15 protein-coding genes are annotated in these 14,209 nt (G+C 52.3%); 9 read left to right on the top strand and 6 right to left on the bottom strand.

Features of this window, described 5'->3' with window-relative positions; translation table 11 throughout:
- Positions 1 to 5: 5 nt before the first annotated feature.
- Both AB4K05_RS14670 and AB4K05_RS14665 read right to left on the bottom strand, forming a co-directional pair.
- Positions 6 to 734, bottom strand: coding sequence for a phosphodiester glycosidase family protein (locus AB4K05_RS14670; RefSeq protein ID WP_368480678.1), 729 nt, complete (start codon positions 732 to 734; stop codon positions 6 to 8).
- Positions 735 to 738: 4 nt separating this feature from the next.
- Positions 739 to 924: a YoaH family protein gene (locus AB4K05_RS14665; protein WP_368480950.1), complete on the bottom strand. Its 186-nt coding sequence runs from the start codon at positions 922 to 924 to the stop codon at positions 739 to 741.
- A 91-nt stretch (positions 925 to 1,015) separates the two neighbouring features.
- Between AB4K05_RS14665 and pabB the strand changes: the two genes are divergently transcribed.
- From pabB to AB4K05_RS14645, 4 genes are all read left to right on the top strand, one after another.
- On the top strand, positions 1,016 to 2,374 hold the full coding sequence (gene pabB, locus AB4K05_RS14660; RefSeq protein ID WP_368480677.1) for an aminodeoxychorismate synthase component 1: 1,359 nt from the start codon (positions 1,016 to 1,018) through the stop codon (positions 2,372 to 2,374).
- Between the two features lie 2 nt (positions 2,375 to 2,376).
- Positions 2,377 to 2,955 carry a CoA pyrophosphatase gene (locus tag AB4K05_RS14655; protein ID WP_368480676.1) on the top strand — a complete coding sequence of 193 codons (579 nt, stop codon included), beginning with the start codon at positions 2,377 to 2,379 and terminating at the stop codon, positions 2,953 to 2,955.
- A 164-nt stretch (positions 2,956 to 3,119) separates the two neighbouring features.
- A complete protein-coding gene (sdaA, locus tag AB4K05_RS14650) occupies positions 3,120 to 4,484 on the top strand; it encodes an L-serine ammonia-lyase (protein WP_368480675.1) in 1,365 nt (454 codons plus the stop codon).
- Between the two features lie 136 nt (positions 4,485 to 4,620).
- Positions 4,621 to 6,177 carry an EAL domain-containing protein gene (locus tag AB4K05_RS14645; RefSeq protein ID WP_368480674.1) on the top strand — a complete coding sequence of 519 codons (1,557 nt, stop codon included), beginning with the start codon at positions 4,621 to 4,623 and terminating at the stop codon, positions 6,175 to 6,177.
- A gap of 45 nt (positions 6,178 to 6,222) precedes the next feature.
- Here AB4K05_RS14645 and yoaE read toward each other — a convergent pair whose 3' ends face one another.
- Entirely contained in the window at positions 6,223 to 7,782 is a 1,560-nt protein-coding gene (gene yoaE / locus AB4K05_RS14640) for a CNNM family cation transport protein YoaE (protein WP_368480673.1), read from the bottom strand.
- 456 nt (positions 7,783 to 8,238) lie between these two features.
- On the opposite strand from yoaE, the gene manX reads away from it, so the two are divergent.
- The 5 genes from manX to mntP all read left to right on the top strand — a co-directional run bounded on the left by manX (position 8,239) and on the right by mntP (position 12,399).
- Positions 8,239 to 9,213, top strand: coding sequence for a PTS mannose transporter subunit IIAB (gene manX / locus AB4K05_RS14635; protein WP_368480672.1), 975 nt, complete (start codon positions 8,239 to 8,241; stop codon positions 9,211 to 9,213).
- A gap of 60 nt (positions 9,214 to 9,273) precedes the next feature.
- Positions 9,274 to 10,074 carry a PTS mannose transporter subunit IIC gene (gene manY / locus AB4K05_RS14630; RefSeq protein WP_368480671.1) on the top strand — a complete coding sequence of 267 codons (801 nt, stop codon included), beginning with the start codon at positions 9,274 to 9,276 and terminating at the stop codon, positions 10,072 to 10,074.
- Between the two features lie 12 nt (positions 10,075 to 10,086).
- On the top strand, positions 10,087 to 10,938 hold the full coding sequence (locus tag AB4K05_RS14625; RefSeq protein ID WP_368480670.1) for a PTS mannose transporter subunit IID: 852 nt from the start codon (positions 10,087 to 10,089) through the stop codon (positions 10,936 to 10,938).
- A gap of 52 nt (positions 10,939 to 10,990) precedes the next feature.
- On the top strand, positions 10,991 to 11,449 hold the full coding sequence (locus AB4K05_RS14620) for a DUF986 family protein (RefSeq protein ID WP_368480669.1): 459 nt from the start codon (positions 10,991 to 10,993) through the stop codon (positions 11,447 to 11,449).
- 380 nt (positions 11,450 to 11,829) lie between these two features.
- A complete protein-coding gene (gene mntP, locus AB4K05_RS14615) occupies positions 11,830 to 12,399 on the top strand; it encodes a manganese efflux pump MntP (protein ID WP_368480668.1) in 570 nt (189 codons plus the stop codon).
- Here mntP and rlmA read toward each other — a convergent pair.
- The 3 genes from rlmA to AB4K05_RS14600 all read right to left on the bottom strand — a co-directional run bounded on the left by rlmA (position 12,396) and on the right by AB4K05_RS14600 (position 13,729).
- Positions 12,396 to 13,193, bottom strand: a complete 798-nt coding sequence (gene rlmA, locus AB4K05_RS14610) for a 23S rRNA (guanine(745)-N(1))-methyltransferase (protein WP_368480667.1) — start codon at positions 13,191 to 13,193, stop codon at positions 12,396 to 12,398. The genes mntP and rlmA overlap by 4 nt on opposite strands.
- A 167-nt stretch (positions 13,194 to 13,360) precedes the next feature.
- Positions 13,361 to 13,570, bottom strand: a complete 210-nt coding sequence (gene cspE / locus AB4K05_RS14605) for a transcription antiterminator/RNA stability regulator CspE (protein WP_001062678.1) — start codon at positions 13,568 to 13,570, stop codon at positions 13,361 to 13,363.
- Positions 13,571 to 13,612: 42 nt separating this feature from the next.
- Positions 13,613 to 13,729, bottom strand: a complete 117-nt coding sequence (locus AB4K05_RS14600) for a DUF2627 domain-containing protein (protein ID WP_368480666.1) — start codon at positions 13,727 to 13,729, stop codon at positions 13,613 to 13,615.
- Positions 13,730 to 14,209 lie beyond the last annotated feature (480 nt).

Genomic DNA, 14,209 nt, shown 5'->3' with positions numbered 1-14,209 from the left:
CGTCTTTAGCGTTTTTCAACGGTGATCATCGAGACAAACGGATGGTACTGCCAGGGAATGCTGCCTCCCTGCTGGTACATCTTAGAGATGGTGCCATCGAGATAAAGCATCTGACGCACGTTCAACCGTGTTTTGGCATAGCAGGCGAAATCATAAAAATTGGTTTCACGATTGCTGAGCATAAACACCACCTTTCCCTGTTGGGTGATGCCTACCCCGTTGCGCAGCTTCCGCGAGCTGGCAGAAGGTTTAAGCCGCCAGTTAATGACGCCGTTTTCAATCAGCATCGGGCCGGACTGCACCGCATAGTCCATCCCCTTGGTCGACTTCAGCTTATCCAGACTGACGATCCCCGCCTGTTGCCCGCGAAGATAGAACACGCCGCCGGGCTTAATAAAGAAATTACCACCGCCGGATGCGCGATTGACCGCCACCTTTTGTTGGCCTTTCTCGATGTACAGACCTAGCGGCGCGTAGGCTTTATCGTAAATGCCGCCATTCATCGCCATTCTCACGCGCCCGTCGCCGTTAATAGCGGCAAGCAGCGCGCGCAGGGAGCCATAGTCCTGGCCGTTGGGCTGGCGCCAGTACATGGCAATATGTTCACGTTGGGGATCGGCCTGATAACTTTGCAGCGTGAGGGTCGAGTCGGTCAGTTGGCAGGAGGAAGCGGCTGCCGCCAGTAGTGGCGTTGTCGCCAGTACCAGCAGCAGCGGTTTGAACAAGAACGCCATCGGCTTACTCGTCCTCGTCTTCATCCTCAAAACGGGCAACGATTCGCTCACCGGTATGGTTCGCGCGCAGCTCTTCAGCCACCAGCGCAATGGCCTGACCGCTCGCCATGCCCTGAGACATCAGCTCCTGAATACGTTCAACGGCTTTCTGCTGCTGTTCATGGCTTAATGAAGGTAATCCTGCAAACATCATTGACTCCTGCTACATTGTGGGCGCTTATTATCCCATGCTGCCCGGATAATCACCATAGGCAGCGCAGACCAAGCTGGACAGAATAACGATGTTACACCCTTCAACCATGACGCTTCCCTGGCGACAGGACGCAGCAGAATACTATTTTGCCCCGTTAAGCGCCTCGCCATGGGCCATGATGTTGCATTCAGGTTACGCCGATCATCCACACAGCCGTTACGATATCGTGGTTGCAGAGCCTTGCACGACGCTGGTCACCCGCGGTGACACCACCGAAATCAGCGCGGCTGATGGCACGGTCAGCGCTTCGACGGCCTGCCCGATGGCATTGCTGAATGAGGCGCTCGCAAACAGCTCCCTTAGCACCAGTCCAATTGCCGAACTGCCGTTTATTGGCGGCGCCGTTGGGCTGTTCGGTTACGATCTCGGACGACGCTTTGAGACGCTGCCGCAACAGGCGCAAAACGATATTGCCGTACCGGATATGGCGGTGGGGATATACGATTGGGCGCTTATCGTTGACCATCAACGTCAAGTCGTTACGCTGGTCAGCCACGGCAGTATTGACGCACGGCGCGACTGGCTTTTGCAGCAGCGGGTTTCGGCAACCGTGCCGTTTGCCCTCACCTCGCGCTGGCAATCCAATATGAGCCGTCAGCAGTACGGCGAGAAATTCCGCCAGGTGCAGGCTTATCTGCAAAGTGGGGATTGCTATCAGGTCAATCTTGCCCAGCGTTTTCAGGCCAGCTACGAGGGCGATGCGTGGCAAGCTTTTGTCCATCTTAACCACGCCAATCGAGCTCCGTTCAGCGCATTTTTACGCTTTGCGGACGCAGCCATTCTGAGCCTGTCTCCTGAGCGCTTTATTCAGCTTGAGCAGGGGCAGATCCAAACGCGACCGATTAAAGGCACGTTGCCACGGCTGGACGATCCCAAGGCCGATGCCGAACAGGCCCGTCGGCTGGCCAATTCTGCGAAAGATCGTGCAGAAAATCTGATGATTGTTGACCTGATGCGCAACGACATCGGCCGCGTGGCAGTTCCCGGAAGCGTACGGGTGCCTGAGCTGTTCGTGGTTGAACCGTTCCCGGCCGTTCATCATCTGGTGAGCACCATCACCGCCACCTTGCCGTCCGACTTGCATGCCACCGATCTGCTCCGCGCAGCGTTTCCCGGCGGTTCTATTACCGGTGCGCCAAAGGTGCGGGCAATGGAAATCATCGACGAGCTGGAGCCACATCGGCGCAACGCCTGGTGCGGTAGCATTGGCTATCTCAGCGCCTGCGGCAATATGGACACCAGCATTACCATCCGAACCGTCACTGCGACCAAAGGCACGCTGTACTGTTCGGCAGGCGGTGGACTGGTTGCTGACAGCGAGGAAGAAGCGGAATATCAGGAAACATTTGATAAAGTTAATCGTATCTTATCGCAACTGGAGTCATAACCATGGATGTCAACGCGCTGGATCTGGATGATTTTCTCTCCCGCTTTCAGCTGCTGCGCCCGCAAACCACTCGCGCGGCGTTAAATGCTCGTCAGGCGGCGGTACTGGTGCCCATCGTGCGCCGTCCGCAGCCCGGTCTGCTGCTAACGCAGCGTTCTGCCCGTTTGCGCAAACATCCCGGTCAAGTTGCCTTCCCCGGCGGCGCGGTAGACAGCAGCGACGCGTCGCTGATTGCCGCGGCTCTGCGCGAAGCCCAAGAAGAGGTGGCGATCCCTCCGGAGTGTGTCGATATCATCGGCGTTCTCCCGCCAGTCGATAGTGTGACCGGTTTTCAAGTTACTCCGGTTCTTGGCGTCATCCCGCCCGATTTGCACTATCACGCCAGCGAAGATGAAGTGGCGTCGGTGTTTGAAATGCCGCTCGCTGAAGCGTTGCGCTTAGGCCGCTATCATCCGCTCGATATTCATCGGCGTGGTAATTCTCATCGCGTCTGGTTGTCGTGGTATCAGCACTATTTTGTCTGGGGAATGACCGCCGGTATTATTCGTGAACTGGCGCTACAAGTGGGCCTGAAACCCTGACTATACTTAACCTGACAATTGATTCTCAGCATTAGTAAAATCGAGGCTATTCATTAGTTAAATTCATGTGAATAGTTAAGCTGATTTCTAGGTTCCCTCATACACTATGCGCAGTTATTACATCGTTGCCGCAACGACGCGGCAACCCTGTCAGGAGTGTTAAAGTGATTAGTATATTCGACATGTTTAAGGTGGGGATTGGCCCCTCATCTTCCCATACTGTAGGGCCGATGAAGGCTGGCAAACAGTTCGTCGATGACCTGGTCGAAAAGGGACTAATTGATGACGTGACGCGCGTTGCCGTTGACGTCTATGGTTCACTGTCCCTCACCGGTAAAGGCCACCATACCGATATCGCGATCATTATGGGTCTGGCGGGCAACCAGCCGGATACCGTTGATATTGATGCCATTCCGGCGTTTATTCGCGACGTTGAAGCGCGCGGTCGTCTGCTGCTGGCACAAGGCCGTGTTGAAGTTGATTTCCCGGCAAACGATGGGATGCGTTTTCGTAGCGAAAACCTGTCGCTGCACGAAAATGCCATGCAGATCCACGCTTGGTCTGGCGAAACGCTGGTCTATAGCAAAACCTACTATTCCATCGGCGGCGGTTTCATCGTCGACGAAGAGCATTTTGGCCAAGCTGCCAGCAATGCCGTAGAGGTGCCTTATCCCTTTGCCCATGCCACCGATATTCTTCGCTACTGCCAAGAGTCGGGTTTATCGGTATCTGGGATGGTGATGCAAAACGAGCTGGCCATGCACAGCAAGCAAGAAATCGAAGATTACTTTGCTAACGTCTGGCAAACCATGCGCGCCTGTATCGATCGCGGGATAAATACCGAAGGCATCTTGCCTGGGCCGTTGCGCGTACCGCGCCGCGCTTCCGCGCTGCGTCGCCTGCTGGTTGCCAGCGATAAGTTGTCTCACGATCCGATGAACGTCGTTGACTGGGTCAACATGTTCGCCTTGGCGGTTAACGAAGAAAACGCCGCTGGCGGACGTGTGGTGACGGCGCCAACCAACGGCGCGTGCGGGATCGTTCCGGCCGTGTTGGCCTACTACGATCACTTTATCGAACCGGTTAGCCCAGAAATCTATATTCGCTACTTCCTTTCGGCGGGTGCCATTGGCGTGCTGTATAAAATGAACGCCTCGATTTCCGGTGCAGAAGTCGGCTGTCAGGGCGAAGTGGGCGTAGCCTGCTCGATGGCGGCAGCCGGTCTGGCGGAGCTTTTGGGCGCTAGCCCTGAGCAGGTTTGCGTCGCGGCGGAAATCGGCATGGAGCATAACCTGGGGCTGACTTGCGATCCGGTTGCCGGCCAGGTTCAAGTTCCGTGCATCGAACGTAACGCCATTGCCTCGGTAAAAGCCATTAACGCCTCTCGTATGGCTATGCGTCGTACCAGCGAGCCGCGCGTGTCACTGGATAAAGTTATCGAGACGATGTACGAAACCGGTAAAGACATGAACGCCAAATATCGTGAAACATCACGGGGCGGTCTGGCTATTAAAGTTCAGTGCGACTAATACAACTTTTCACCCACTCCTAATACGAGTGGGTGATTTATTTGCCTCTTTTCTCTCACATTTTTCGCTTCCCACTACACTTGCTGTATCGTCACTGGTATTTTCATTATCAATATATTTGCACTGAGCATTGGACATGCAAACCGCACAATGGATTATCAGGAAATATCTACGTAAGCGAATCGCCGTTTGTGTGACCGTCGCGGTCTGCGCTTTTGCCCTCACGCTCGGAACCCGATTTATTTCACAGCGCAGCGTAAATCAACGACAGATAGATACCCTCACCCGCCATTCGGTAGAACGGCTCAATAAAATCCTGCTGCCGCTGCAAACTCAGCGCGAAGAAATGCTGGCGCTGGTAGGCCAACCTTGTGAAGCCATTCATCTCCCGCTGCGCAAACTAGCGGTTAAGCTGCAAACCGTACGCTCGATTGCGCTGATTAAATCGGGTCATCTTTACTGTTCAAGCGCGCTTGGGACTCGGAATGTGCCGATTCACTCGATTCAGGTGAAGTTGCCTAACGCGCAGTCGCTACTGGAATTAACCATCGACCATTCGTTGATTATGGGCACGCCGATCCTCGTTCAGTGGTTTCCGGCATCGGCGGATGGTCAGGACGGCGTGCTGGCGTCAATCAACATTGATTTGGTCAGCAGCATCATTCTTGAATCCTCCCCGCCGCTCATTAGCCGTATGAGCCTCAACGTTGGCGGCCAGTATTTTCAGCATGAAACCGGGATAACGCAGCGTCTGATAAATTCGGACAGCAGTACTTATACCCGTCGTTCATCTCTGTTTCCCTTTAGCATTAGCGCATTAACACCAGGTTCAGAACGCTTGGCGCTGTACAACCTGTACTCTGAACTGCCGCTGGCGATTATCATGAGCATCCTGTTTACCTGGATTGCTTGGCTGGCGACCGCCGGGCGGCTTAGCTTTTCGCGGGAAATCAACATGGGCATTGCCGGCAAAGAATTCAGTCTTTACTGCCAGCCGCTGATGGATGCGCGTATACAGCAGTGTACCGGCGTTGAAATATTGCTCAGATGGAATAATCCGCGCGTGGGCTGGGTTGACCCGGATGTTTTCATCCCGATTGCCGAAACGCAAAACTTGATCATTCCCCTCACCCGCTATGTGATTAGCGAAACGGCGAAAAAACTGCACTTATTCCCGCCGAATCCCGATTTTCAGATAGGTATTAACGTCACGGCGCCACACTTTGCGCAGGGGCTGCTATTAAGAGATTTACAGCAAAGCTGGTTTAGCATGAATCCGATTCAGCAGTTGACGATAGAGTTGACCGAGCGTGATGCACTGCTTGATGTGAACTACCCGATGCGTAGCGAATTAGGTAATCATCAAGTGAAACTGGCCATAGACGATTTCGGCACCGGCAACAGCTCGCTTTCATGGTTGGAGAAGCTACACCCGGATGTTTTGAAGATCGATAAATCATTTACCGGTGCAATAGGAACGGATGCGGTCAACTCGACGGTGACCGATATGATCATCGCGCTGGGTCAGCGTCTCGATATTGAGTTGATTGCGGAAGGGGTAGAAACGGCTGAGCAGGCAAGTTATCTCCAGCAGCACGGTGTTCATCTGCTGCAGGGGTTTATGTTTTCGCAACCGATGCCATTGGAGGATTTCCCTCGCTGGATGGCCGAGCGCCAAGCTGGTGCAGTTTAGGTGATGAATGCGCCATCCGGCAAACCGCCGGATGGCGCATTTAAGTTACTCTTCGTCGTCGTGCGATGAGGTCAACTTAACCACGCGTACCTGTTCGACGCGATAGCTGTTGGCCTCGGTGACGGTGATTTGCACAGAAGGCAGTTCAACCGTATCTCCCGCACTTGGGATTTGCCCATTCACCGCGATGACCAGACCGGCAACCGTCGCATAATCGTTATCTTCATCGACCAAGTTATCCAGACCCAGCGTCTGCTGTAGCGCATGCAGGTCGGTGGAGCCTTTTACCAACCAACCATCACCGTCGACCACAATTTCTGGGGTTTCATCGGCATCAGGGAATTCACCGGCAATCGCTTCCAGCACGTCCAGCGGCGTGACCAAGCCCTGCACCATACCGAACTCATTGGTGACCACAACGAAGCTGCCGCGAGCACGGCGCAGAACCCCCAGCAGTTTGATAGGATCCAGCGTATCCGGCACGATAATCGCCGGCGAGGCGGATGCCATCGCCAACACGTCTTCACCCGCTTCAAGGGCCATCAGCAGCTCTTTTGCACGCACAATGCCGACGATTTCATCCAGTTCGCCTCGGCATACCGGGAACAGGCTGTGCGGCGATGACAGCAACTGCTCACGAATTTCATCTGCGCTCAGGTCAGCATCGACCCAGCTAATTTCACCGCGTGGCGTCATAATGCTGCGCAGCGAACGCGAAGCCAGCGTCAGTACACCGTTAATCATGTAGCGTTCTTCTTCCGCAAACGCCCCTTCCGGTACCGGCACCGTCTGCTGTTGACCTTCATCGTTGACCACGGTGGCAGGCTTACGGTTGCCCATCAGGCGCAAGATGGCATCTGCAGTACGCGCACGCAGCGGTTGGGTTGATTGATGACGAATAAAGTTCCGACGCGCAATCTGGTTAAACAGTTCGATAAGGATTGAGAAGCCAATCGCGGCGTACAGGTAGCCTTTCGGAATATGGAAACCAAAACCTTCGGCGACCAAGCTCAGACCAATCATCAGCAAGAAGCTCAGACACAGCACCACCACCGTTGGATGCTGGTTGACGAAGTTGGTTAGCGGCTTGGAAGCCAGCAGCATCACACCCATCGCAATCACCACTGCGGCCATCATCACCGGCAGATGGTCAACCATGCCGACGGCGGTAATGACCGCATCCAGCGAGAATACGGCATCAAGCACCACAATCTGCATCACCACGACCCAGAAGCTGGAATAGCCTTTGCCGTGACCCGAGTCGTGCTGGCGGTTTTCCAGTCGCTCGTGCAGTTCGGTCGTTGCTTTAAACAACAGGAATAGACCACCAATAAGCATGATCAGATCACGCCCTGAGAAGCTTTGTCCCCAGACGCTAAACAGCGGCGCGGTCAACGTCACGAGCCATGAGATAACCGAAAGCAGCCCTAAACGCATCACCAGCGCGAGCGATAGACCGATAAGACGGGCCTTATCTCGCTGTTTTGGCGGCAGTTTGTCAGCCAGAATGGCGATAAACACCAAGTTATCAATCCCGAGAACGATTTCCAGCACAACAAGCGTCAATAATCCGGCCCAGATCGACGGGTCCATTAACAGTTCCATAAACCACTCCAGCGAGAGACAAGACGGGTCATCGCTATGTCATGTTTAAGCGAGACGATACTTGGCGATAGAAAAAGTTGGCGCGCATGGCCGGAAGATGAGCCGCAAAAGCGGGTAAAAGCGAAAAGGCGTCGGTGACGATCCATACTTCGGGCTGATGCCCTATACTCCTGTGTGATTAAACGAAGCGTTAACATAGCAAAATAAAAAGACATATTGGAATAGATTTACCAGTCTTTGCAAAATGTAAGACTATTTTTTACGCCGCAAAATAATTGCGGCCCTTTAACTAAATTACGGATCTTCATCACATTAATTATTCTTTCACTGTCTAAAATAATTCTCGGTAATGATTGGTTTATCTCTCTGACCCTTGTCTGAATCGATTCGGTTACGACATCGGCTCAAATGGTATCAGCCCCTACTGATACTCACGATAATAAAAGGAGGTAGCAAGTGACGATTGCTATTGTAATAGGCACACATGGTTGGGCAGCAGAGCAACTGCTGAAAACGGCAGAAATGCTGTTGGGCGAGCAGGAGAATGTTGGCTGGATCGATTTCGTGCCTGGCGAGAATGCAGAAACGTTAATCGAAAAATACACCGCACAGCTGGCGAAGCTTGATACCAGCAAAGGCGTATTGTTCCTTGTCGACACCTGGGGCGGTAGCCCATTCAACGCGGCGAGCCGCATTGTTGTTGATAAAGAAAACTACGAAGTGATCGCTGGCGTCAACGTTCCGATGCTGGTCGAAACCTTTATGGCTCGCGATGATAACCCAAGCTTTGACGAGCTGGTCGCACTGGCCGTTGAAACCGGTAGCGAAGGCGTAAAAGCGCTGAAAGCACAACCGGTGGTCAAAGCCGCTCCGGCAGTCGCGCAAGCGCCGGCCGCCGCAAAAGCCGCAGTTCCTGCAAAACCAATGGGTCCAAACGATTACATGGTAATCGGCTTGGCGCGCATCGATGACCGTCTCATTCACGGTCAGGTAGCCACCCGCTGGACCAAAGAAACCAACGTTAAACGCATTATTGTGGTCAGCGATGAAGTTGCCGCTGATACCGTGCGTAAAACATTGCTGACTCAGGTTGCACCTCCGGGCGTCACGGCACACGTTGTCGATGTCGCTAAAATGATCCGCGTTTACAACAACCCGAAATACGCGGGTGAACGTGTGATGCTGCTGTTCACTAACCCGACCGACGTTGAACGTATCGTGGAAGGCGGCGTAAAAGTGACCTCAGTAAACGTTGGTGGTATGGCGTTCCGCCAGGGTAAAACCCAGGTAAACAACGCTGTTTCCGTTGACGAGAAGGATATTGAGGCCTTTACCAAACTGAACGCACGTGGGATCGAACTGGAAGTCCGTAAGGTTTCCACCGATCAGAAACTGAAAATGATGGATTTGATTGCCAAAATCGCGAAGTAACCGCGAGGCAACATTTTTAGCCTTCACACTTAAGTCTGAATATGCAATAGGAGAAGTACAATGGAGATTACCACTCTTCAGATTGTGCTGGTGTTCATCGTCGCATGTATTGCGGGTATGGAATCCATACTCGATGAATTTCAGTTCCACCGTCCGCTGGTCGCCTGTACCCTGGTCGGTATCGTTCTTGGGGACATGAAAACCGGTATTATCATCGGTGGTACCCTGGAAATGATCGCGCTGGGTTGGATGAACATCGGTGCTGCTGTTGCACCTGATGCCGCACTCGCATCAATTATTTCCACCATTCTGGTTATTGCCGGTCATCAGGGCATTGGTGCAGGTATCGCCCTGGCTATCCCTCTGGCGGCAGCAGGCCAGGTTCTGACCATCATCGTTCGTACTATCACCGTGGCATTCCAGCACGCAGCGGATAAAGCGGCAGATAACGGTAACCTGACAGCGCTGTCTTGGATCCACGTCTCTTCCCTGTTCCTGCAGGCGATGCGTATTGCAATCCCAGCCGTTATTGTTGCTGTTTCCGTCGGTACCAGCGAAGTTCAGAACATGCTGAATGCCATTCCGGAAGTCGTCACCAGCGGTCTGAACATCGCCGGTGGTATGATCGTGGTGGTTGGTTATGCGATGGTCATCAACATGATGCGCGCAGGCTACCTGATGCCATTCTTCTACCTTGGCTTCGTTACCGCAGCGTTCACTGACTTCAACCTGGTTGCTCTGGGCGTGATTGGCGCAGTAATGGCTATCCTCTACATCCAGCTGAGCCCGAAATATAACCGCGTTGCAGGTGCTCCTGCTCAGGCAGCGGGTGCTAACGATCTTGATAACGAATTGGACTAACAGGTGAGCGAAATGGTTGATGTGACTAAAACTACCACCGAGAAAAAACTCACTCCGAGTGATATTCGTGGCGTGTTCCTTCGTTCAAACCTGTTCCAAGGTTCATGGAACTTCGAACGTATGCAGGCGCTGGGCTTTTGTTTCTCCATGGTTCCGGCGATCAAACGCCTGTACCCAGAGAACAACGATGCACGTAAGCAGGCTATCAAGCGTCACTTGGAATTCTTTAACACCCATCCATACGTAGCAGCGCCAGTACTGGGCGTTACGCTGGCGATGGAAGAACAGCGTGCAAACGGTGCTGAGATTGACGATGCGGCAATCAACGGTATCAAAGTTGGCCTGATGGGTCCGCTGGCAGGCGTTGGTGACCCAATCTTCTGGGGTACCGTGCGTCCGGTCTTCGCGGCACTGGGTGCCGGGATCGCGATGAGCGGTAGCCTGCTTGGGCCACTGCTGTTCTTCATCCTGTTCAACGTTGTTCGTCTGGCAACCCGTTACTACGGCGTGGCTTACGGTTACCGTAAAGGTATCGACATCGTTTCCGATATGGGCGGCGGCTTCCTGCAGAAACTGACTGAGGGGGCGTCAATCCTCGGCCTGTTTGTCATGGGGGCCTTGGTGAACAAGTGGACACACGTAAACATCCCGCTGGTGGTATCAACCATCACCGGTCAGGATGGCCAGACTCGTGTGACCACCGTGCAGACCATCCTTGACCAGCTGATGCCGGGTCTGGTGCCGCTGCTGTTGACCTTCGCCTGTATGTGGCTGCTGCGTAAGAAAGTTAACGCCCTGTGGATCATCGTTGGCTTCTTCGTCATCGGTATCGTGGGTTACGCAATCGGCCTGCTGGGTCTGTAATATCTGAAGTACGCCGGGGGCTATGCCCCCGGTTTTTTTATTTGGAGGCTTAATGTCCATAACGGATCTGGTACTGGTCTTTTTCATCATCGCACTGCTGGCTTTCGCCATTTACGATCAGTTCATCATGCCCCGCCGTCATGGCGCCACCCTTCTCGCCGTCCCTCTTCTGCGCCCTGGTCGCGTTGACAGCGTGATCTTCGTCATCCTGATTGTCATTCTGGTTTACAACAATGTGACCCACCACGGTGCATTAATTACCACATGGTTATTATGTGCACTGGCACTGATGGGCTTTTATCTATTCTGGGTCCGCAGTCCAAAAATCATCTTTAAAACGGAAGGTTTTTTCTTTGCCAATGTGTGGATAAAATATAGCCGCATTCAAAAGATGAATTTATCTGAAGATGGCGTCCTGGTGATGCAATTAGAGCAACGCCGTCTGCTGGTTCGCGTAAAGAATATTGACGACCTGGAACGCATCTACAAGCTTCTCCTTAAATCTCAATGATTTAAAATATAGCCATCGCTATATCTGTTCTATTTAACAGCAGAACGAATATAGCGTTGGCTATGTTTATTCCACAAAATCCCCCGATATTTATTAACGCCTTGATTACGCAATAAATCTAAATGAAAATCGTTATCATTAAACGATAAAATATACAATGCCTATTGTTGTTTTATATTATAAAAATATGTTAAGGTTGCGCCCGTCGTTGGGGAGTAGCTAATTTCCATCCCATGGAAATGTACGTGTCAACATACTCGTTGAAAAACGTGGTGCGTACGGATTACACACTGTAGTCAAGCGAGACCATAGACGCATTCACTGCTGATTACTGGGGGCGGTAATGTGTCATATGGAAACTTCCCGGTCCGGACATCTTCATGAATTTAACCGCTACGATTCTTCTTGCCTTCGGTATGTCGATGGATGCATTTGCCGCATCAATCGGGAAAGGCGCAACGCTGCATAAACCCAAGTTTTCTGAAGCCTTACGCACCGGCCTGATTTTTGGCGCAATAGAAACGATCACGCCTCTGGTCGGTTGGGGTCTGGGCATGCTAGCCAGCCAGTTCGTCATGGAATGGAGTCATTGGGTCGCCTTCGTGCTGCTGGTGTTCCTCGGTGGGCGAATGGTCATTGAAGGTTTTCGCGGCAGTGATGAGGAAGAGGATCAACAAGCGCCGCGTCGTCACGGCTTCTGGCTACTGGTAACCACCGCGATTGCCACCAGCCTCGACGCTATGGCGGTCGGCGTTGGTTTAGCTTTCCTGCAGGTGAATATTCTTGCCACCGCGTTCGCAATTGGCTGCGCAACCTTCATTATGTCGACGCTGGGTATGATGGTTGGTCGCTTTATTGGCCCACTGCTCGGCAAGCGGGCGGAAATTCTCGGTGGGATCGTGCTGATTGCCATTGGCGCGCAGATCCTCTACGCGCACTACATGGGTTAATCGATATCTCTTTGCCAGGCGTGAATCGCGAAATCCGTCTGGCAGTCAAACCATTCCTGTTGCTTCAACAATTCCCATACTTCCGGCTTAGCCCGCCATGCAAACGGCGTCATCTGCAGTAGCGTAACGGCCTCTTCGGCGCGTAAACGCATCGGATAGGCTAACGCCTCATGTTCTTGCAGCGTAAACCCATCAAGCACTTCAGAATGCGGCGCGTGCAGCTGTACTTCGCTATAGATAAGCCCTTTCATTTCGAGCAAATGACGTGGTCCAGGCGTGACCGTGATGACCCAACCGCCTGGTTTCACCACCCGCTTAAGCTCCGTCGGATTGCAGGGCGCGTAAATACGTATCACCGTATCCATGCTGGCATCGTCAAACGGTAAACGCTGGCTGGAGGCTACGCAGAAATTGACCTGTGGATAGCGCTTTGCGCCGTAACGTACCGCCGTTTTTGAAACATCTAGCCCCCAAGTTTCCTTGGCGAGCGCGGCAAAAGCATGGGTGTAGTACCCTTCCCCACAACCAATGTCCAGCAGTTGTTCCGGTTTAATGGCACTTAACTTCGCGCTCACGGCATCGCGCAATGGTTGATAATGCTCGGCATCAAGAAATGCCCGACGTGCCTGCATCATTTCTGCGCTGTCACCCGGCGTACGGGAACGTTTATGCTGTACCGGCAGGAGATTGACGTAGCCCTCTTTCGCCTGGTCAAACTGATGACGCTGTGGGCAAAGGTAACTATTGCCGCTGCGCGTAAGGGGCGCGTGGCAGAGCGGACAACTGTAGGACATAACGACTCCGGCATAATCTCAAAGGGCGAAAGTGTACCGCTATTCGAGCAAGGGAGAAAGGTGAAGCGGCGGTAAATAGGCGGGGTAAAAATGATAAAGCCCCGCGGTTGCGAGGCTTTATGTCTGATAATGATGCGCTGATGCGCCGCAAGATCAGTGATGTCGAATCAGATAGCGGTTACGTTAACAGCCGCTGGGCCTTTCTGGCCGTCCTGAATTTCGAACTCAACGTTCTGGCCTTCAGCCAGAGTTTTGAAGCCGTTACCCTGGATTGCAGAGAAGTGTACGAACACATCTTTGCTGCCGTCAGCAGGAGTAATGAAGCCAAAACCTTTAGACTCGTTGAACCACTTAACTTGACCTTTAATCTTTGCCATTTGCAAAATTCCTTAGAGTGTTTTCTGCGCCCGCAGGCGTTTTCATATAGATAAAACTGAGACATGACTGCATGCGGCACTAATATAAGGTTCGGCAGAGAAGTGGTATTCAACGTCAACGTCTTTACTCATAACTTCTTTACTGATAATGCCATACATAAACAGAACTGTACCTCGTTTAACCCAAAACGTGTTATCACATACTACGTAATTAATGGCAAGCCATTTTTAAACGTGTCTCGATCGGCCGCACAAATCACAACAAATCATTTGTCCACTTACGCATTTCCACGCGCTGTGGCACGCGAAGGATGGAATGTTAGCAGGACTGAAATGTGACCTAGCTTACGGTAACGTAAGACTTTTTTCACAAAACCTCATGATTTATCCGTATTCAGATTCATGTTAGCCGCATCCACTTTCTTTATATCGTAAGATATATTTTTGCTATAACTTTTCCATCAGTCATTCCAGCGGTTGTTATAAGGTCCGAACATTTGCGCGGAGTACTTACACGACCCGTCTGGTTAATAACGCATCGAGTTTGCACTAAAATAATGAAAATTTTGTGACATTGCCTCATTACGACGCAATAAAAACGTTTCGCTAATTTAATGCAGATTGCCCGGCTATTAATTA

The organism is Kluyvera sp. STS39-E, from assembly GCF_040932435.1.
In the GTDB taxonomy this organism is placed as follows: domain Bacteria; phylum Pseudomonadota; class Gammaproteobacteria; order Enterobacterales; family Enterobacteriaceae; genus Kluyvera.
The sequence above is the reverse complement of the archived record's forward strand: the minus strand, read 5'-3'. Positions and strand labels throughout refer to the sequence as shown.